This window comes from Promicromonospora sp. NPDC050262 (assembly GCF_040655935.1).
Lineage (GTDB): Bacteria > Actinomycetota > Actinomycetes > Actinomycetales > Cellulomonadaceae > Promicromonospora.
The window spans coordinates 83,217-102,834 of the sequence record NZ_JBFAKX010000004.1 but is presented as its reverse complement, the minus strand read 5'-3'; the positions used below and the strand labels follow the sequence as shown (position 1 = coordinate 102,834).

The 19,618-nt window shown below is 71.9% G+C and carries 16 protein-coding genes and 1 pseudogene; 9 read left to right on the top strand and 8 right to left on the bottom strand.

The features are described 5' to 3' along the window. Positions 1–38: 38 nt before the first annotated feature. Positions 39–1,637, bottom strand: a complete 1,599-nt coding sequence (locus AB0I29_RS07875) for an acyl-CoA carboxylase subunit beta (protein WP_285102814.1) — start codon at positions 1,635–1,637, stop codon at positions 39–41. Positions 1,638–1,757: 120 nt separating this feature from the next. Here AB0I29_RS07875 and AB0I29_RS07870 point away from each other — a divergent pair, with 120 nt between their 5' ends. The 3 genes from AB0I29_RS07870 (at position 1,758) to AB0I29_RS07860 (ending at position 4,223) form a co-directional block, all read left to right on the top strand. After that, on the top strand, positions 1,758–2,603 hold the full coding sequence (locus tag AB0I29_RS07870) for a biotin--[acetyl-CoA-carboxylase] ligase (RefSeq protein ID WP_357480087.1): 846 nt from the start codon (positions 1,758–1,760) through the stop codon (positions 2,601–2,603). Positions 2,604–2,766: 163 nt separating this feature from the next. Beyond that, positions 2,767–3,063 carry a hypothetical protein gene (locus AB0I29_RS07865; RefSeq protein WP_285102817.1) on the top strand — a complete coding sequence of 99 codons (297 nt, stop codon included), beginning with the start codon at positions 2,767–2,769 and terminating at the stop codon, positions 3,061–3,063. Between the two features lie 77 nt (positions 3,064–3,140). Further along, positions 3,141–4,223: an adenylate/guanylate cyclase domain-containing protein gene (locus AB0I29_RS07860; protein ID WP_285102818.1), complete on the top strand. Its 1,083-nt coding sequence runs from the start codon at positions 3,141–3,143 to the stop codon at positions 4,221–4,223. A gap of 43 nt (positions 4,224–4,266) precedes the next feature. On the opposite strand, the gene AB0I29_RS07855 is transcribed toward AB0I29_RS07860, so the two are convergent. Beyond that, the gene (locus AB0I29_RS07855) at positions 4,267–5,064 is read right to left on the bottom strand and encodes a crotonase/enoyl-CoA hydratase family protein (RefSeq protein WP_285102819.1); all 798 of its coding nucleotides are present in this window, start codon (positions 5,062–5,064) and stop codon (positions 4,267–4,269) included. A gap of 17 nt (positions 5,065–5,081) precedes the next feature. Then, on the bottom strand, positions 5,082–6,770 hold the full coding sequence (locus AB0I29_RS07850) for a lysyl oxidase family protein (RefSeq protein ID WP_357480082.1): 1,689 nt from the start codon (positions 6,768–6,770) through the stop codon (positions 5,082–5,084). 181 nt (positions 6,771–6,951) lie between these two features. On the opposite strand from AB0I29_RS07850, the pseudogene AB0I29_RS07845 reads away from it, so the two are divergent. Beyond that, positions 6,952–7,497 (top strand): annotated as a pseudogene (locus AB0I29_RS07845) (HAD family hydrolase); the annotation flags it as partial. Here AB0I29_RS07845 and AB0I29_RS07840 read toward each other — a convergent pair. Together AB0I29_RS07840 and AB0I29_RS07835 are read right to left on the bottom strand one after the other, a co-directional pair. Beyond that, positions 7,481–8,491: a PDDEXK nuclease domain-containing protein gene (locus AB0I29_RS07840; protein WP_357480079.1), complete on the bottom strand. Its 1,011-nt coding sequence runs from the start codon at positions 8,489–8,491 to the stop codon at positions 7,481–7,483. The pseudogene AB0I29_RS07845 and the gene AB0I29_RS07840 overlap by 17 nt on opposite strands. 104 nt (positions 8,492–8,595) lie before the next feature. After that, positions 8,596–9,351 carry an SOS response-associated peptidase gene (locus tag AB0I29_RS07835; RefSeq protein ID WP_357480076.1) on the bottom strand — a complete coding sequence of 252 codons (756 nt, stop codon included), beginning with the start codon at positions 9,349–9,351 and terminating at the stop codon, positions 8,596–8,598. Positions 9,352–9,491: 140 nt separating this feature from the next. On the opposite strand from AB0I29_RS07835, the gene AB0I29_RS07830 reads away from it, so the two are divergent. The 4 genes from AB0I29_RS07830 (at position 9,492) to AB0I29_RS07815 (ending at position 15,827) form a co-directional block, all read left to right on the top strand. Beyond that, positions 9,492–10,748, top strand: a complete 1,257-nt coding sequence (locus AB0I29_RS07830; RefSeq protein WP_285102825.1) for a multidrug effflux MFS transporter — start codon at positions 9,492–9,494, stop codon at positions 10,746–10,748. Between the two features lie 75 nt (positions 10,749–10,823). Then, entirely contained in the window at positions 10,824–13,070 is a 2,247-nt protein-coding gene (locus tag AB0I29_RS07825) for an esterase-like activity of phytase family protein (protein WP_357480073.1), read from the top strand. A gap of 53 nt (positions 13,071–13,123) precedes the next feature. Further along, on the top strand, positions 13,124–14,344 hold the full coding sequence (locus AB0I29_RS07820) for an LCP family protein (RefSeq protein ID WP_357480070.1): 1,221 nt from the start codon (positions 13,124–13,126) through the stop codon (positions 14,342–14,344). Between the two features lie 190 nt (positions 14,345–14,534). Beyond that, positions 14,535–15,827, top strand: coding sequence for an LCP family protein (locus AB0I29_RS07815; protein WP_357480067.1), 1,293 nt, complete (start codon positions 14,535–14,537; stop codon positions 15,825–15,827). 27 nt (positions 15,828–15,854) lie between these two features. Here AB0I29_RS07815 and AB0I29_RS07810 read toward each other — a convergent pair whose 3' ends face one another. Then, positions 15,855–16,460: a LysE/ArgO family amino acid transporter gene (locus AB0I29_RS07810; protein ID WP_285102850.1), complete on the bottom strand. Its 606-nt coding sequence runs from the start codon at positions 16,458–16,460 to the stop codon at positions 15,855–15,857. Positions 16,461–16,557: 97 nt separating this feature from the next. Next, a complete protein-coding gene (locus AB0I29_RS07805; RefSeq protein ID WP_285102852.1) occupies positions 16,558–17,484 on the bottom strand; it encodes a LysR family transcriptional regulator ArgP in 927 nt (308 codons plus the stop codon). Between the two features lie 90 nt (positions 17,485–17,574). On the opposite strand from AB0I29_RS07805, the gene AB0I29_RS07800 reads away from it, so the two are divergent. Beyond that, positions 17,575–18,192, top strand: a complete 618-nt coding sequence (locus tag AB0I29_RS07800) for a LysE/ArgO family amino acid transporter (RefSeq protein WP_357480063.1) — start codon at positions 17,575–17,577, stop codon at positions 18,190–18,192. Here the strand turns inward: AB0I29_RS07800 and AB0I29_RS07795 are convergent. Further along, positions 18,189–19,475: a pyridoxal phosphate-dependent aminotransferase gene (locus AB0I29_RS07795; protein WP_357480060.1), complete on the bottom strand. Its 1,287-nt coding sequence runs from the start codon at positions 19,473–19,475 to the stop codon at positions 18,189–18,191. The two genes, AB0I29_RS07800 and AB0I29_RS07795, sit on opposite strands and share 4 nt — an antisense overlap. Between the last annotated feature and the right edge of the window lie 143 nt (positions 19,476–19,618).

Here is a 19,618-nt window from a genome sequence, read left to right as displayed (position 1 = left end):
GCGGTCTCCTCCAGGTTCTGGACCGGCTCGATACCCGCTCAGAGCGGGATGTTGCCGTGCTTCTTCGGGGGAAGCGTAGATCGCTTGGTGCGCAGCGCGCGCAGGGCGCGCACGACCTGCACCCGGGTCTCGGACGGGCGGATGACCGCGTCGACGTAACCGCGCTCGGCGGCGTCCCACGGGTTGACGATGGCGTCCTCGTACTCGGCGGTCAGCCGGGCGCGTTCCGCCTCGACGTCCCCGCCGGCCTCCTGGACGGTGCGCAGCGCGCCGCGCTGCAGGATGTTCACCGCGCCGCTCGCGCCCATGACGGCGATCTGGGCGGTCGGCCACGCCAGGTTGACGTCGGCGCCGAGCTGCTTGGAGCCCATGACGATGTACGCGCCGCCGTAGGCCTTGCGCGTGATGATCGTGACCAGCGGCACCGTGGCCTCGGCGTACGCGTAGATCAGCTTGGCGCCGCGGCGGATGATGCCCTGGTGCTCCTGCCCCACGCCGGGGAGGAAGCCCGGCACGTCCACGAACGTCAGCACCGGGATGTTGAACGCGTCGCACGTGCGCACGAACCGCGCGGCCTTCTCGGCGGCGTCGATGTCGAGCGTGCCCGCCATGGACTGCGGCTGGTTGGCGATGATGCCGACCGACTGGCCCTCCACGTGCCCGAACCCGACCAGCACGTTCGTGGCGAACATCGGCTGGACCTCCAGGAACGACTCCGGGTCCAGCACCGCCTCGATGGCGTCGCGCATGTCGTACGGCTGGTTGTCGCTGTCCGGGATCAGCGTGTCGAGCGCCTCGTCCTCGGCCGTGACCTCCAGCACCGTCTCGTCCTCGGGCGGGAACGCCGGGGCGTCCGAGAGGTTGTTCTGCGGCAGGTAGCTCACCAGGTGGCGCACGTAGTCGAGCGCGTCGTCCTCGTCCTGCCCCATGTAGTGCGCCACGCCCGACTTCGAGTTGTGCGTGCGGGCGCCGCCCAGGGTCTCGAAGTCGACGTCCTCGCCCGTCACGGTGCGGATCACGTCCGGGCCGGTGATGAACATGTTGGACGTCTGGTCGGCCATGACGATGAAGTCGGTCAGGGCGGGGGAGTACACCGCGCCGCCCGCGCTCGGGCCGAGGATCAGGGAGATCTGCGGGATCACGCCCGACGCCGCGACGTTGCGCCGGAACATCTCGGCGAACTGCGTCAGGGCCGCGACACCCTCCTGGATGCGCGCGCCGCCGCCGTCGCTGATGCCGATGAGCGGCACGCCCGTGCGCAGCGCGAGGTCCTGCACCTTGGTGATCTTCTGGCCGTGCACCTCACCGAGGCTCCCGCCGAACACCGTGAAGTCCTGGGAGAAGATGCACACCTGGCGGCCGTCGATCGTGCCGTACCCGGTCACGACGCCGTCGCCCGCGATGCGCTTCTTGTCCAGGCCGAAGTTGCGGCTGCGGTGCTTGGCCAGCGCGTCCAGCTCGGTGAAGCTGCCCTCGTCGAGGAGCGCCTCGATGCGCTCGCGGGCGGTCTTCTTGCCCCGCTTGTGCTGCTTCTCCTGGGCCGTCACCTCCGGCTCGTCGATGGCGGCGGCCCGGCGTGCGTCGAGGTCGTCGAGCTTGGCGCGCGTGCCGGCGAGGGTCGTCGTGGAGTCGTTCACACCTCCGAGCGTAGTTGTCGGATGCCTCCCGCTCGATGCGGGAGCGTCCAGCGGGTCGCGCCGCCGACTTGTGGGTTTCCTCCAAGGGCACTCGCGCGGCGCAGGAGAGAGGATGAGGAGGTGCACCCCTCCCTGTACCTCGACCGGCTCTCCGTCCCCGGGTTCGCCCGGGTCGAGGTGGTCGAGACCTCGCCCTCCACCAACGCCGAGCTCGTCGCCGCCGTCCGCGACGACCCGGCCGCCTGGCCCGCGCCGTCGGCCCTGATCGCCGAGCACCAGACTGCCGGCCGGGGGCGCGCCGGACGGTCCTGGGAGACGCCGCCGCGCGCCGGACTGACCGTCTCCGTGCTGCTCCGGCCCCGCGTCCCCGCGGGGAGCCTGGGCTGGCTCCCGCTGCTCGCGGGGCTCGCGGTGGTCCGCACGGTGTCCGACGGCGGGGTCACCGCCGCCGTGAAGTGGCCCAACGACGTTCTGCTGCCCGCCGTCGACACCGTGGCCGGGCTGGGCCTGTACCGCAAGGTCGCCGGGATCCTCGCCGAGGTGGTGCCCGAGGGGCCGGACGCCGGAGGCGCCGTGGGCGCCGCCCCCGCCGTCGTGCTCGGGATCGGCCTCAACGTGTCGCAGTCCGCCGAGGAGCTCCCCGTGCCGACGGCGACGTCGCTGGCGCTCGCGGGCTATCCCCGGCCCGACCGCACCGACGTGCTGGTGCGGATGCTCGGCGAGGTGCACGCCGTCGTCCGGCGCTGGGAGGAGGCGGGCGGCGACGTCGTCGCGTCCGGCCTCCTGGCGGAGTACACGGCCGTGTCCGCGACGCTGGGCACCCGCGTACGCGCCGAGCTCGCCGGGGACTCCGGCGTGCTGGAGGGCGAGGCCGTGGGCCTCGACGGCACCGGCGCGCTGACGATCCGCACCGACACGGGCGAGGAGCGCACGGTGACCGCGGGCGACGTCTGGCACCTGCGGTAACGCGGTCTCCCGCTCCGCGCGGCGGCCCCGGCCGGCCCGGGTGAACTCGTGCGCGGCGTCGGGTGAACTCGACGGCAGCCCCTGCCGCGGGGCATCTGACCTGCGGTAATCTCCGCCACAAGCGACGACGGGCAGCACGGGCGGGTGACGGTCAGGAGACGCCATGGAGGCAGGTCGAGCCACGGTCGGGGTGGCCAAGGGAATCGTGTGCGCCGCGGCGGTGGTCGCGGTCTATCTGATCAGCACGGTCCGGCTGGACCGGGGCATCGTCCAGACGGAGGGGACCCCGACGGCGGGCCTCATCGCGGCCGGGATCTCGTGGCTGCTGGTGGTCTGGGTGCTGCTCTACCGGGACGACGGCGTCCCGGGCGTGCGGCTGGGCCTGTGGAACGTCGTGACCGTGGTCGGGATGCTCCTGGTGCTCATGGGGATCCCCCTCGTGCTGACGCTCTGGAACTGAGGTCTCCGGAGCCCTGACCGGGGTGTGCCCCGCCGATGTATGCGGTTGCATGTGGTGTGCCCGCCTACAGTGGTGACGTGCTCCACAACTCCGAGACGTCCCCCACGAACCACGAGACCCCCGGCACCGACACCCCCGGCGCCGACACCGCGGCCCGGCTCGACGAGACGCTGCTGGGCGGCGCGCGCCGGTACACCCTGTCGCAGGTCGTGGAGCTCACCGGGCTCGACAAGCAGTTCGTGACCCGCTACTGGCGCTGGATCGGCCTGCCCGTCACGCATCCCACCGAGACCTGGTTCACCGACGCCGACGTCGAGGCGCTCAAGGACGCGGCCGGACTGTTCGAGGCGGAGCAGATGGACGAGCGCGCCCAGATGACCTTCATCCGGTCCGTGGGCCACACGACCGAGCGGCTGGCGCTGTGGCAGGTCGAGGCGCTCGTCGAGCACCTCGCCCGGCGCTACGAGCTGGACGAGACGTCGGCCCGCCTACTCGCGCTGGACCGGCTCCCGGAGATGTCGGAGGTGCTCAGCCGGCAGCTCGAGCACGCGTGGCGACGTCAGCTCGCCGCGCTCACGGGGCGCACGGCCATCGAGTTCGCGGGCGCGCGGGGCGACGAGCGCAACGACACCCACCAGCTCCCGCTGCTGCGCGCGGTCGGGTTCGCCGACATCGTCTCGTTCACCAAGCGGACGGCGGGTCTCGGCTCGGAGGAGCTGGCGGAGTTCGTGCAGCGGTTCGAGGCCGGCGCGCGGGACGTCATCGTCAACGCGGGCGGCCGCGTGGTGAAGACCATCGGCGACGCCGTCCTGTTCGTGACCGACGACGTGGTCACCGGGGCGGAGGTGGCCCTCGGCCTGGCCGAGACCTCCGGGGCGCAACTCGGCACCGCCGCGCCGGGCGACCCCGAGATCCCGGTGCGCGTCGGGTTCGTCTGGGGGCGGGTGCTGTCCCGGTTCGGCGACATCTTCGGCCCCACGGTCAACCTCGCGTCGCGGCTCACGGAGCAGTCCGACCCCTCGACCGTGCTGGTCGACAAGGAGACCGCCGCGCTGCTCGCCACGAGCTCGCGCTACGCGCTCACCGCGCAGCCCGAGCGCGACGTCCCGGGCATCGGTCCGCTGGCGCCGGTGCGGCTGCAGCGCGCGTACCGGGGCTGACACCGGGTCGGTTGCGCCGGGCGGCGCCCGGGCGTGGCCGTCGTCAGCCGGCCCGACCGCCCTTCATTCGCTGGAGCGCCCGCATCGCGCCGGGCAGCAGCCGGAGCTGCTCGCGGCGCTCGGCCGCGAACGTGCGCCGGTCGCCCGACGACCAGCGCCGGTCGAAGAGCCGCTTGGCCGCCGCCACGGCCTCGGGCCGCCGCTCCGCGATGCGGCCGGCGAGCGCGAACGCCTCGTCCAGGGGCGTGTCGGTGACGGTGCCCGCCAGGCCGAGCCGTCCGGCGTCGGCCCCCGAGAACTCCTCGGCCGTGAAGGTGAGGCGCTTCGCCGTCTCGATGCCCACGAGCTGCGTCAGCGCGCGGATCCCGGACATGTCGGGGATCAGGCCGCGCTCGACCTCCTTGACGGACCAGCGGGCGTCGGGGGTGGTCAGGCGCAGGTCGGCGGCGAGGGCGATCTGCACGCCCGCGCCGATGACGTGCCCGTGCACGGCTGCGATCACCGGGACCGGCAGGCGGCGCCAGGCCCAGCAGGCCTCCTGGAACAGGTTGGTGCCCCGCGGCGTCGGCACGAAGGCACGGGCGACCGCCGCCGGGTTCCGCGCTGCCGAGCCGAGGTCGAGCCCCGCGCAGAACGAGCGGCCGTTGCCGGAGACGACGACCGCACGCAGCCCGGGTTCGCGCCCCAGGCGGCGTGCGGTGGCCCGGAGCTCGCCGAGCATGCCGAGCGACAGGGCGTTGAGCTTGTCGGGCCGGTCGAGCCGGACGTCGGCGATCCCGTCCGAGAGGGTGCACGAGACACCGCTCCCGGACGGGATGCCGGTCGTGCTGCTGGCGTTCATGGGCCGCAGCCTACGTTTTAGTTCACGATCTCCGTGTCGACGCCCTCGTACGGCGGCACCGTCACCGTGCGCTTGCCGGGCTTGCCGCCCAGGACGACGGTCCGGTAGCTGACGTTGTTGTCCGTCGTCAGCTCGTGCAGGGCGCCGTTCGGGTTCACGGTGATCTTGATCTGGTAGGTCCCGTTCTTGACGCCCGTCAGCTTGAACGCCTGCGTCTGGGTCTGGTTGTAGGTGTCGCCCCAGCCCACGGGCAGGACCTCACGCAGCCAGAGCGCGGACCGGTCGCCGCAGGTGCTGTCGAGGCCGGTCGCCTCCGGCCGCCAGGTCGCGCCGGGCACCGACAGGTCGACGGCGTTGGTGGGCGCGAGGCACCACGACTGCTTGCCGCTGGTGGTCACCAGGGTGCCGTCGGGCTTCACCAGCTCGTAGCTCGCGAAGTCCAGGAAGTGCCAGTGGTCGTGCTCGGGGGCGGCGTGGTACTTCATCTTGCCGGTCCTGGTGCTGCCCACCTCCTTGCCGTCCCGGTAGAAGAACTGGTAGGCGTCCATGACCTCAGCGGAACCCTTGCGGTAGCCCTCGACCACCAGGGGCGCCGGGCCGGCGTTCCACTCGTTCGCGTTGAAGGTCAGCCGGTCGGCGCCGGAGGACCGCTCGATCCCGATCTGCCACGCGGGCAGCGACAGGAGGTCCGGGAGCGTGTCCTCGGCGGGGGCCTTGTTCGACGGCTTCGACCCCGGCTGGCCGAGCGCGGGGTGGTCGCCGCCGTGCTCCTGGCTCCCGCCCTGCAGGGTGAAGAGGTTCGCGCGGTGCGAGGTCCCGGCCCCGTCGCCGTGGGACCCGTGGGCGCCGCTCGCCAGCGCCCGCACCTCGTCGGCGTGGGCGGACGCCGCGTCGCCCTCCGCCAGCGTGCTGAAGCCCTCGACGGGCGCCCCGAGGAGCGCGTCCCCGACCTCGCCGCAGTCCACGACGGTGCACTCGTCGATCACCTTGACGCGCTGCGACACGGAGCGACTCCCGGCGGGCAGGCCCAGGAAGTCCGCGACGGGGTCGCTGATGGTCACGGTCATCCGGAGGTTCTTGCGCGTGGTCTTCAGCTCGAAGTACGTGTCCAGCTTGGTCGCCCAGCCCTGCTCGATCCCGGACACGGCGGACTTGGTGAACCAGTCCCCGCCGCAGAACATGGGGTAGATCGGCTCGGTGTTGCCGGTCGGCTCGACGCGCTGGCGCTCCGTGCCGCTGAGGCACAGGCTGCGGGACTTCTTGACCAGCACCTTGCCCGTCGAGTCCGTGACCTGGACCGTGAGCCCCTTCTTGAAGCCGTCCAGCCCGTCGACGATCGCGGCGGGGGCCTTGGTGGTGGTCCGCTCGTCGCCGCGGATCACCGTCTTGGTGAGCGTCGCCCGGGCGGAGGGCTTGGCCTTCTTGGCCCAGAACTCGTAGCCCTCGCCGTAGGCGGCCAGCCAGACGCCCGAGTCGAAGTACACCCAGCCGTCGTAGTTGTAGGCCTCGACGGTGCTCGCCGCCGGGGCGAAGCGCAGGCCGCGCTGCGCGGTGGGCGCGGCGTCCGCCGATGCCGTCGCGATCGGCGCGGCGGAGGCGGTGGCGTTGGTCGCGCCGCCCTCGCCGAGCAGGCCGAGGGCCAGCACGACGGCGACGCCCATGGTGAGCAGGCGCGGCGACGGGCGGGACAAACGTGGTGCGGTCATGGATCCCCCAGATCGGTGAGGACAGGAACCTGTCACCGCTAGGGACGCACGAGACGGCCGGTTCGTTGGCGGGCGCGCCGAATTCACCCGGTGAATGTTGTCCGGGCAGGCCAGAGGGGTGAACGGCCAGGTCATCGGGGTGACGGGTGGGGCATAGACCGGCGTGTGACACGATGCGAGCGTGCTGAAAGTCGTTCTCTTCGATCTCGACGACACACTCGTGGACCAGGAGGGCGCCTCTCGGACGGCGCTCCTGGGCTGGCTCCCCGAGCTGGGTCTGGACCACGACGACCCCGAAGAGCTGGTCAGGGCGTGGGGTGGCATAGCCGAGGAGGCCTACGGCCGGTACCAGCGGCGCGAGATCACGTTCCAGGAGCAGCGGCGCGTCCGCGTGCGCGAGTTCCTGGGGGCGGACGCCACCGACGACGAGGCCGACGAGCTGTTCTCCGGCTACCTGTCGCGCTACGAGCAGGCCTGGACGGCGTTCGACGACGCCGTCCCGGCGCTGCGCCGCGTGCGGGACGCCGGCCTCGTCGTCGCACTGCTCACCAACGGCGACAGCGCCCACCAGCGACTCAAGCTCGACCGCACGGGGCTGGCCGCGCACCTCGACGTCGTCGTCGCCTCGGACGACCTGCCCGCGGGCAAGCCGGACCCGCGCGCCTACGCGGCGACGTGCGAGGTGCTCGGGGTGGCGCCGGCCGACGTGCTCATGGTGGGCAACGACGTCGAGAAGGACTACCAGGGGCCGCTCGACGCCGGGCTCGGCGCGGTGCTGCTGGACCGCGAGGACCGGTACCCGGAGATCGCGGACCGCATCCGGACCCTGGCCGAGGTGCTGCCGGCGGCGTAGGCGCCCGTTGCTCAAACCGTTGACCGGGCCGACGCCGGCCGTCGACCATCGCGACGTAGGTGCCGATCTGGCCCATGTGAGCGGGCTGGAACTTGCCGACCTTGAGCTCGACGACGACGTAGCGCAGCTGGGTGACGTGGAAGAAGAGCAGGTCGACGAAGAACTCATCGCCGCCAACCTCGATTCGGTGCTGACGGCCGACGAACGCCATGTCCCGACCGAGCTCCAGCAGCGTTTCCTGGATGCGGTCCATGAGCGCCCGCTCGCGGTCGCGTTCGGCGCGGTGCTCGTCGGGGTCGAGGTGCTCGAAGACGTACGTGTCCTTGACGGCTTGCTGGGCGAGGTCGGAGTCGGCGGCGTCGAGGGTCGCCGTGAAGTTCGACGGGGCGGATCCGAGACGCTTCCTGAGGTCCGTCTTGATCTCGAACTCGAGGCTGGCCCGGGACCAGCCGTGAGCTGCTGCCTTGGCGGCGTACCACTCCCGGTCGTCGCGCGTGTCGAGCTTGTCGAGGAGGAGCATCAGATGGCCCCACGGCATTTGTGCAGCAGCTTGCTGCACGAACTCGGCTTCGTCGGGCCAGGCGTCCGCAAGCTTGCGCATGTACTTCAGGCTTCGGGTCGACCAACCCCGCTGACCAGGAAACTCGCGCCGCATGTCCGCCGAGATCTGGTCCACGACCTTCGCGCCCCAGCCCGCGCCCTGCTGGCGGTCGAGGATGCCGCGGCCCACGGACCAGTACAGGCGCAGAACCTCGGTGTTGGCGGCGCGGACGGCGCGGAACTGGGTGGTGCGGACCCGTCGTTTCAGGTCCGCGATGAACTCTCCGTAGCCGTCGGGCGCAGAGAAGTTGCCGGTGTCGATAGTCACGTGCACCAGCCTGTAGAGGAATTTCGACATCTGCCAGTCCGGTTGCGTATATGCAAGGAAACCACATCAAGGACTAGGCGGTTTGCGGGTATTCGGCCTGTTTGTCAGACCCGGACCGGCTCCGGGTCCCTCGGTTCCGGCTCCTCCTCGATCAGCGACGGCCCGTCGTTCTGCACCGAGCCGACGGCGTCGCCGACCGGCAGCGTGGTCAGCGGCGCGTTGTCGAGCTTCAGCAGGCTGGACGCGTCCCCGACCGCGGGGTCGAGCCACTGGTCCCAGGCGCTCGACGGCAGCACGAACGGCATGCGGTCGTGGATCGGGGCCATGCTCTCGGACGCCGGCCGGGTGATCACCGTGGTCGACACCAGCCAGCGGTCGGGGTCGGTCTCGCTCGCCGCCGGGTTGCGCCAGAACTCGTACAGACCCGCGAAGGCCGCGACGTCCGCCTCGGCCGGGTGGATCCAGTAGGGCTGCTTCGGGACCTTCTTCGAGCCCGACGCGGGCAGCGCCAGCTTGCGCCACTCGTAGTAGCCGTCGGCCAGCACGATGCAGCGCCGCACCTTGAACGGCTTGGCGAACGCCGGCTTGTCCAGCAGCGACTCGGAGCGTGCGTTGATCATGCGCGCGCCGCCGCTCGGGTCCTTGGACCAGGACGGCACGAGCCCCCAGCGGGCGAGCCGCACGGAGCGCGTCACCTCCGTGGAGTCACGGGCCGCCCGCTCGACGACGATCCGCACCGGGTCCGTCGGCGCAACGTTCCAGGACGGCGGCAGCAGCCGGGCGTCCTCGGCGATCTCGGCGATCGCGAGCTCGTCGGCGAGATCCTGGGTCTGGGTGAAGGAGGCGAAGCGTCCGCACATGGGACCAGCATGCCCCGAGCCACTGACACTCGCGGGGCGCGGCCGGCGCGGCGTCGTCCATGGTGGACTCCGGGCGAACACATGACCGGAGAGCGAGATCACGCTTCTCATCGTCGTATCGATTCGATAGCATCGTGCCCATGCCAACCTCCGCGCCGTCGGGCGTCTCCCCAGTCGTGCCCGCGCGCCGAGCGTCCTCCCGGTCCACCGTCAAGTGGGTCCTCATGCTCGGGGCCCTGTCGGCCCTGCCCGCCTTCACCGTCGACATGTACCTGCCCGCGCTGCCGCAGGTCGCCCTGGACCTGGGGTCCACGGAGGCGCTGGCCCAGCTCACGGTGTCCTGCATGCTGATCGGCGGTGGCGTGGGCCAGCTCGTCATCGGCCCGCTCTCCGACCGGTTCGGCCGGCGCACGCCGCTGCTCATCGGCCTCGCGCTGCACGTCGTCATCTCGCTGCTGTGCGTCGTGGTCACGAGCATGCCGCTGCTGATCGTCCTCCGGCTCGCGCAGGGCTTCTTCAACGCGGCCGCCGGCGTCGCCTCGGTCGCCGTGGTGCGCGACCGGTTCGTGGGCGCCGAGGCGGCCCGCATCCTCTCCCGCCTCATGCTGGTCATCGGCGTGGCGCCGATGTTCGCGCCCACGCTCGGCACGTTCGTGCTGGCGCACGGCACCTGGCGCTGGGTGTTCGCGGTGCTCGCCGTGATGGGCGCCGTCCTCGCGCTCGTGGTGCTCCGCCTGATGCCGGAGACCCACCCGCCGGTCAAGCGGCTCACCGGTGGATTCCGCACGGTCGCGGGTGGCTACGGCCGCCTGCTGAAGGACAAGCACTTCCTGGCCCTCGCCGTGATCCCGGGCCTGGGCTTCGGTGTGCTCATGAGCTACGTGGTGGGCTCGCCCATCATCTTCCAGCAGGAGTTCGGGCTCAGCGAGGGGCAGTTCGCCCTGCTGTTCGCAATCAACGGTGTGGGGCTCGTCCTGTCCGCGCAGGTCAACGCGGCTCTGGTGCGCAAGGTCGCGCCGGTCCGGCTGCTCCGGTTCGGCGTGGTGGCGCAGGCGGTGCTGGTCGTCGTGCTCCTCGTGGTGGTCCTGACCGGCGCGGGCGGGCTGATCGGTCTGCTCGTGGCCCTGTGGTGCGTCCTCGCGTTCCAGGGCCTCGTCCCGGCGAACGCGTCCGCGATGGCGCTGTCGCGGCACGGCGAGATCGCCGGGACCGCGGCGGCGATGATCGGCGCGATCCAGTCCCTGGTCGCGGGCACGGTGAGCTCGCTCGGCGGGTTCCTCGGCGGGGACGCCACGGCCATGGCCCTGGTGATGCTCGCGGCGGTGACGCTCGCGATCCTCGTCCTGGCGACCGCCACCCCGGCGTTCCGGCGCGGCGGCTGGCACATGCCGGTCTGAGACCCGCCCGAGAGTTCACCGGGAGGTAGCGCCGGATTCACCGGGATTTCCGGTGCGCCCACTTGGCTCGCCCCCATGAGCACACCCCTGCGTACCCGCGCCGCGCGCGTGGTGGCCGCCGCGGCGGCGACGTCGTTGCTGCTGCCGGCGGCCGCCGCCGTCGCCGGGCCCCGGCCCGGCCCCGCGACCGAGCACCACGGCGGCACCCACCTCGCCGCGACCCTGGCGGGTCGCGCCACCCTGTCCGCCGACCACCTGGCCGAGGGGCCGCCGTCGGGCGCCGCGGCCAACCCCGGCAACGGACGGCAGGGACCCTGGGACGGCCAGGTGATCCCCGGCTTCTCCGCGATGGTCGACAACCACGACGGCACGTTCTGGGCCCAGCCCGACAACGGCTTCGGCGCCAAGGGCAACTCCGCCGACTTCCTGCTGCGCAACTACCTGGTGCGCCCGCAGTGGGACACGAACCGCCGCGGCTCGGGCGACGGCGAGATCGAGGTGCTCGACTTCATCGAGTACAACGACCGCAACGACGTGCTCGACTTCGACATCGTCAACGAGGACACCACCGACCGGCTGCTCACGGGCGCCGACTTCGACATCGAGTCCCTGGTTCGCGCCGCCGACGGCACGCTGTGGGTGGGCGAGGAGTTCGGCCCGTTCCTGCTCCACTTCGACGCCGACGGCACCCTGCTGGAGGCCCCGTACGAGTTCCCGGACGGCAAGTCGCCCGGCAACCCGTACCTGGAGCCCGGCGAGACGCCCAACGTGGGCAGCAGCCGCGGCTTCGAGGCCATGGCGGGCATCGGCCGCTACCTCTACCCGGTGGTCGAGGGCGCGCTGGCCAACGACGCCGACCCGCGTCGCCGCTGGATCTACCAGTTCGACACCCGCCGCGGCGAGTACACGGGCAAGCGCTGGGCCTACCAGACCGACCAGCCCGCCGACGTGATCGGCGACGCGTACTCGACCGGACGCGACACGATGCTGCTCATCGAGCGCGACGACTTCGAGGGCGACCAGGCGGTCACCAAGCGCGTCTACGAGATCGACCTGGGCACGAAGGACCGCGACGGGTTCGTGCGCAAGGAGCTCGTGGTCGACGCCTTGCGGATCGACAACCCGCGCGGCATCGACGCGGGGGAGGGCTACGGCCTGGGCGAGACGTTCGCCCTGCCTGTGCAGTCCTTCGAGACCGTCCTGTTCGTGGACCGTGACACGCTGCTGATCGGCAACGACAACAACTACCCGGGCAACGACGCGCGGGTCACCGGCACTCCGGACGACACCGAGATGGCCCTGGTGGACCTGCGCAAGGAGCGCGTCACGGACGACGGCGTCACCGTCGTCGGGCACCGCGGCGCCTCCGGCTACCGGCCGGAGCACACCCTCGCCGCCTACGAGACCGCCATCAACCAGTGCGCCGACTACATCGAGCCCGACGTGGTCTCCACGAAGGACGGCGTGCTGGTCGCCCGGCACGAGAACGAGATCAGCGGCACCACCGACGTCGCCGCCCACACCGAGTTCGCCGGCCGCCGCACCACCAAGACGATCGACGGCACCCGGATCACCGGCTGGTTCACCGAGGACTTCACGCTCGCCGAGCTGCGCACCCTGCGCGTCAAGGAGCGCCTGCCGCAGGTCCGGCCGCAGAACACCGCGTTCGACGGGCTGTACCTGGTCCCGACGCTCGACGAGGTGCTCGACCTGGCCCGCAACAGCCGCACGTGCGACGGCGCGCCCGTCGGCGTCTACCCGGAGACCAAGCACCCCACCTACTTCGACTCGGTGGGCCTGTCCCTGGAGGAGCCGCTGGTGGCCGAGCTGCGCCGCAACGGGTTCGACGACGAGGACGCGCCGGTGATCGTGCAGTCCTTCGAGGTCGGCAACCTGCAGGAGCTCGACGAGCTCACCGACGTGCCGCTCGGCCAGCTCGTCAGCAGCAGCGGCGCGCCCTACGACCTGGTGGCCGACGGCGACCCGCGCACCTACGCGGACCTCGTCACCCGGCAGGGGCTCCGCGAGATCGCGACGTACGCCGACGGGATCGGCGCCGAGAAGAACGTGCTGATCCCGCGCACGGCTGACGGCACACTCGGCGCGCCGAGCAGCGTGATCCGCGACGCGCACCGCGCGAGTCTCGAGGTGCACACCTGGACCTTCCGCCGGGAGAACCAGTTCCTGCCGGCGGAGTTCCGCTCGTCGGCCGACCCGAACGGGATCGGCGACCTCGTCGGCGAGATCCGCGTCTTCCTGGACGCGGGACTGGACGGGTTCTTCTCGGACAACCCGGACCTCGGCGCCGCCGCGGTCAGGTGATCTCCGGGTGACTTAACAGGCCTCGTGCCGGGGTACGTGCTTATGCTCCGTATGTGCCCCGGCACCTCCGTCACCAGCGCAGTCATCGCGTCGCGCGCGCCGCGGCGCTCGTCGTCGTCGGCGCGCTCGCCCTCGTGGTCGCGGGTGGCGCGGCCGCCTATCTCGACTTCAAGCAGCAGATCGGCGTCAGCGACGTCTCGGGTCTCGTCAAGGGGCCCACACCGTCCGTGGACCCCGACGACCCGTTCACCGGCCGCAGCCTGAACATCCTCGTGCTGGGGACCGACCTGCGCGGCGGCGAGAACACCGAGATCGCCGGCGCGGGCGACGGCGGCATGCGGTCGGACACCACCATGCTGGTGCACATCTCCGGCGACCGGTCCCGCATCGAGGTGGTCTCGATCCCGCGCGACTCGCTGGTCGACATCCCGTCGTGCAAGCTCCCCGACGGCACGGAGTCCGGCGCCACGTACGGCATGTTCAACAGCGCGTTCACCATCGGCGGCGGTGCGGCCGAGGACCTCACCCATGCCGCCGCCTGCACCATCTCGACCGTGCAGACCCTCACGGGCGTGCCCGTCACCAACCACATGGTGGTGAAGATGGACGGCGTGGTCGACGTCGTCGAGGCCCTCGGCGGCGTGCGCATGTGCCTGCCCGAGCCGCTCGTCCAGAATCCCGCGTACGGCCGGTTCGAGCTGCCCGCCGGCGAGCAGACCCTCGACGGCCGCCAGGCGATCGGGTTCCTCCGGGCACGGCACGGCACCGGCCTGGGCCTGGAGCAGGGCAGCGACCTGACCCGCATCGACCGCCAGCAGGCGTTCGTCGACGCGCTGGTGCGCCAGATCCTGGCCCAGAACATCGTGACCAACTCGCCGAAGCTGTACCGCACCATCGAGGCGGTGCTGCGCGCCATCTCGGCCGACCCCGGCCTGGCCGACCCGGCGGCGCTCGCGGGCCTGGCGTTCAGCATCCGCGACATCGACCCGGCCGAGATCGTGTTCACCGAGCTGCCGGTGGTGGCCGCGCCGACGGATCCCAACCGGGTGGTCTGGACCGAGGACGCCACGGCGATCTGGGAGCGCCTCGCGGCCGACGACCCGCCGCCCGGCCACGAGAGCGCGGCGCCCGTGGCCGGCGGGGCGTCGGACAAGCCGTCGGACGGCGCCTCGGACGAGGCCACCGACGAGGCGACGGGCGGCGCGACCACGCCGTCGGACACCCTCAGCCCGTCGCCCTCGCCCTCGCTGCTGCCGGGCGTCTGCGCGGACTGACCGCGGGCCGGATCCCTGGCGCGGCCTGGATGCTGCCTGGGAACGGCGCGACTTATTTACACGATTGTTGCACTGAGGCCCTAGTCTCCGATGCGTGGCGAGTGACTTCTGGACGGCAGTGCGACCTGTCGGCGAGATAATTCCCGGGGTTCCCCGACATGCGCGCACGGGTGAACGTCAGCCGCGCCACGTGCGCAGCTGGCGCAAGGCGCTCGTGTTCCGCAGCGTCACGATGGGCCTGGTCGGGGTGATGGCCTTCGGTTCCGCGGCGGCCGCGACGGCGTACCACAACGCGATCTCGCAGATCGAGGTCCAGGACCTCGACGGCCTGGTGACCGAGGTGGTCGAGCCGAAGGACCCGTCCGACCCGTTCAAGGACCAGGCCGTCAACCTGCTCCTCATGGGCACGGACATCCGGGACGGGACGAACGCCGACATCGGCGGCACGGTCTCCGGCATGCGCTCGGACACCACGATGCTGGTGCACATCTCGGCGGACCGGCAGTGGATGGAGGTCGTGTCGCTGCCCCGCGACACGTTCGTCGACATCCCGTCCTGCAAGCTCCCCGACGGCAGCCAGTCGCAGCCGTACCGGGACAAGTTCAACGCCTCGTTCACCGTCGGCAGCGGCGGCACGGACATGAAGTACGCCGCCGCGTGCACCATCAACACCGTCAACGCGATCACGGGCGTGACGGTGACCAACCACGCGGTGGTCAAGATGAACGGCGTGATCGATGTGGTCGACGCGATCGGCGGCGTCAAGATGTGCCTGCCCGAGGCGCTGCACGGCAACCCGAAGTCCGCCCGCATCGACCTGCCCGCGGGCGAGAACCTGCTCGACGGCAAGACGGCGATCCAGTTCCTGCGCGTGCGCAAGGGCACGGGCATGGGGCTCGAGATGGGCAGCGACCTGACGCGCATCGAGCGTCAGCAGGCGTTCATCAACGCGACGATGCGGCAGATCCTGTCCGCCGAGACGCTCGCGGACCCGACCAAGACGTTCCGCCTGATCAATGCCGCCCTCGGCTCGCTGAGCGCCGACCCGGCGATCGCCAACCCGGGCAGCGTGGCCGGTCTCGCGTGGTCGCTGCGCGAGATCGAGAAGCGCAACATCGTGATGACCAAGATCCCGGTCTACGACACCACCGAGGGCGGCGTCGGCGGGCTCGGCTGGGGGCCGGAGGCCGCGGAGATCTTCGCTCGCATCGCCGCCGACCAGCCGCCGGAGGAGGTCGTGCTGGACACGCCGGAGCCGGCCGCCTCGGGCAGCCCCAGCGGCGAGGCCCAGGAGGGCGACACGGCCGGTGACGCCGGTGGCGAGGCCGAGGAGGGCGCGGACGCCGGTGGAGACGCTGAGGGTACGGAGGGTGGCGACGCCGAGACCGGTGACACCGGCGAGGCTGACGGCACCGCGTCCGAGCCGGCCACGCCGAAGCCGAGCCCGAGCCCCGAGGTACTGCTCGACGGCGTCTGCGCCTGACGGGTCGGCCGGACGCTCGTCCTGGGCTCAGGCGCCCAGGACGAGCGTGGCCGCGACGACCACCATGGTCAGCGCGACCACGCTGTCCAGCACGCGCCAGGCGCCGGGCTTCTCCAGCAGCGGCGCGAGGTAGCGGGCCCCGTAGCCCAGCGCGACGAACCACGCGGTGCTCGCCAGGCAGGCGCCGAACCCGAACCACCACCGGTCGTCGCCGTGCGTCGCCGCCAGGCCGCCCACGAGCACCACGGTGTCGAGGTAGACGTGGGGGTTGAGCCAGGTCAGCGCGAGGGTGGTGGCGACGGCGGCGCCCACGGTCCGCGACGTCATGCTGTGCCGCCCCATGACGACCTGCTGGCCCTTCCAGGCGCGGCGGGCGGCCATGCCCCCGTAGACCAGCACGACGACGGCGCCCGCCCACCGCGCGATCTCGACCACCATGGGCGCGCTCTGGATCAGGGTCCCGAGCCCGCCGACCCCGGCCGAGATGAGCACGAAGTCGCTGACGGCGCAGATGCCCGCGACGAGACCCACGTGCTCGCGCCGCAGGCCCTGGCGGAGGACGAAGATGTTCTGCGCACCGACGGCGACGATGAGGGAGAGGCCGAAGGCCATCCCGGCGAGCGCTGAGAGCATGCCTGAACCGTAGGAAGTCGGACAGAGCATGTCCGGTTCATGATTCGGAAGTGCGGAAGGACTGGAAGGGGGCTAATGATGGGGGTACGTCCAGATTTCACGCCGGCAGGAGCTTGCGTGTCGCTTCTTTTCGCAGGGCTGCCGTGACCCGGTCCAGCACGGCCGAACGCAGCTTCCACTGCTGCAGGTGGAGCGGGATGTCCAGGACGTAGCCGGGCTCCAGCAGCGTGATGCCGCCGCCGGTACCGGTGTGCAGGCCGCCGATCGCCGGCTGCTCCAGGAGCATGCCCCAGCCCAGCCCGAGGCGGATGGTCTCCTCGTACTCGACGGTGCTCGGCACGTGGAATCGCGGCGGCCGCGCGTGCGGCGCGCGGGCGCGCAGGTAGACGTCCTGCAGGTCGTCGGTCCGGTCGAAGACGACGACGGGCGCGGCGGCGAGGGCCTCCGGCGTCGGGCCCTGGGGGAACCAGCGCTCCGCGAAGGTGCGCGTGCAGGCCGGGCGGTAGCGCATGATCCCGAGCGGGGTGCTGCGGCAGCCCTGCACCTGCGCGGTCTGCGAGGTGACCGCCGCCATGACCACGCCCTCGCGCAGCAGGTCGGCGGTGCGGCTGTCGTCGGCCCGGTGCAGGTCGAAGGTGATGCCCTCGACCTGGGCGAGGGCGGGCAGCACCCACGTGGCCAGGGAGTCGGCGCTGACCGCCAGCGGCACGGTGACCAGGCGGTCCGGCGCGCCGCTGTCGGCGTCGTCGGGCGGGTCGTCGGTACCGTGCGCGCCCAGCTCCGCGGCGACCTCCGCGCCGAGCAGCTCGGTCTGCCGGGCGAGGCGCAGCAGCGCCTGGCCCGACGGCGTGGCGACGACCGGCCGGGCGCGCCGCACGAGCACGCTGCCCGCCGCGTTCTCCAACGCGCGGATGCGCTGGCTCACCGCCGAGGGCGTCACGTGCAGGGCGCGCGCCGCGGCGTCGAACGAGCCCTCGGCGACCACGGCGGCCAGCGCCTCGAGCTGGCGGGAGTCCCATCGCATGGAGCCAGTCTGGCGCATCTTCAGTTCTGCTTATGCGGGCTGAGAAACATGAACTGGCCTTCAGGTGGTTCCGCTGCCTAGCGTGGAGACATGCTCGCCCTGCTCGCCGGACTCGGATTCGGCCTCTCGCTCATCGTCGCCATCGGAGCCCAGAACGCCTTCGTGCTGCGTCAGGGGCTGCGCCGTGAGCACGTGGGCGTCGTGGCGGCGATCTGCGCGGCCTCCGACGTCGCGCTCTACGCGGCCGGCGCCGCCGGGTTCGGGCCGCTGGTCGAGCGCTGGCCCGACGCCGTGGTGGTGGTGCGCTGGCTGGGTGCCGCCGTCGTGCTCGGGTACGGGGCCATGGCGGCCTGGCGCGCGGTCAAGGGCGACACGACGCTCGCCGCCGCGGACGACGGCGCCCTCGGCGACAGTCCCGGCCGGCGCCTCAAGCCGGTCGTCCTCACGGCGCTGGCGCTCACCTGGCTCAACCCGCACGTGTACCTCGACACCGTGGTGCTGCAGGGTTCGGTCGCCGCCACCTACGGCGACACCCGCTGGTGGTTCACCGCGGGGGCGATGGTCTCCAGCGTCGCCTGGTTCGCCGCCCTCGGCTACGGCGCTCGGCTGCTCGCGCCCGTGCTGCGGCGCCCGAACGCATGGCGCGTGCTCGACGGCGTGATCGCGCTGATCATGTTGGCCGTGGCGATCTCGCTGGTCACGGGCTAGCTGAGGGGGATCCCCAGGCCCGCGAGGCGCGTCGCCGCCTCGCGCAGCACCTCCTCGCGCTTCACGAAGGTGAACCGCACATGGTTGGCCAGGGCCCGCGCCGTCGGGGAGCCCGCGCGGCAGAACGCCGACGCCGGGATCGCCACGACCCCCGCCAGCTCGGGCAGGCGGCGGCACAGCTCGACGCCGTCGCGCAGGCCGAGCCGCGCGAGCACGGCGGACGCGTCGGCCATCACGAAGTACGTGCCGGCCGGGCGCGTCACCACGAAGCCGGCGGCCTCCAGACCCGCGCACAGGAGGTCCCGGCGGCCGGCCAGCGAGGCGGCCAGCGCGCGCGGCGCGTCGTCGTCGGCCAGGGCCTGCGCGATGGCGGGCTGGAAGGGCGCACCCGAGGTGTACGTCAGGTACTGCTTGACCGTCCGCACCGCCGTGACCAGGTCGGCCGGCCCGTGTACCCAGCCCACCTTCCAGCCGGTGAACGAGAACGTCTTGCCCGACGACGAGATGGTCAGCGTCCGCTCGGTCATCCCCGGCAGCGTCGCGATCGGCACGTGCTCCGCGCCGAACGTCAGGTGCTCGTAGACCTCGTCGGTCACCACGATCGCGCCGCGCTCCCGGGCGACCGCGGCGACGGCGGCCAGCTCGTCCCGCGTGAGCACCGTCCCGGTCGGGTTGTGCGGGGAGTTGAGCAGGATCATCCGCAGGCGGTCGGTGGCCGCCGCCCGCAGGGCGTCGACGTCGAGCCGGAAACCCGCCGGCCCCGGGACCAGCGGGACGGTCACGTGCGTGGCGCCCGACATGCCGATCGCCGCCGCGTGCGAGTCGTAGAACGGCTCGAGCGTCAGCACCTCGTCGCCCGGCCGGGTCAGGGCCAGGACGGAGGCCGTCAGTGCCTCGGTGGCACCCGTGGTGACCAGCACCTCGGTGTCGGGATCGACGTCCAGCCCGTAGTGCCGCTTCTGGTGCTCGGCGACGGCCTGACGCAGCTCCGGCACGCCGTCGCCGGGGGCGTACTGGTTGCGACCCGCCTCGATCGCCTTGATCGCCGCCTGCTTGACGTACTCGGGGCCGTCGACGTCGGGGAACCCCTGGCCGAGGTTGATCGCACCCGTGCGGACGGCCAGGGCCGACATCTCGGCGAAGATCGTGACGGCGACGCTGCCGTCGTCGGCCAGCAGCCCGGCGGCGCTCGCGGTGGCCTGCCAGCGGTCCGTGCCGCGGCCGGGGTAGTTGCTGCCGGAGTCGTGCTCGGAGTCGCTGCCGGATGAAGGATGGGCGTTCATGGGCTAGACGATATCCACCGCCCGTCCACCGCGGGTTCATCTCCGGGCATCCCAGACAACCCGCTCTACCTGCACCTTTGTGGACAACTCTGTGGATTAGGTGGATAACTCCGGCTTCTGGGGAAAGTTATCCACAGGGTGGC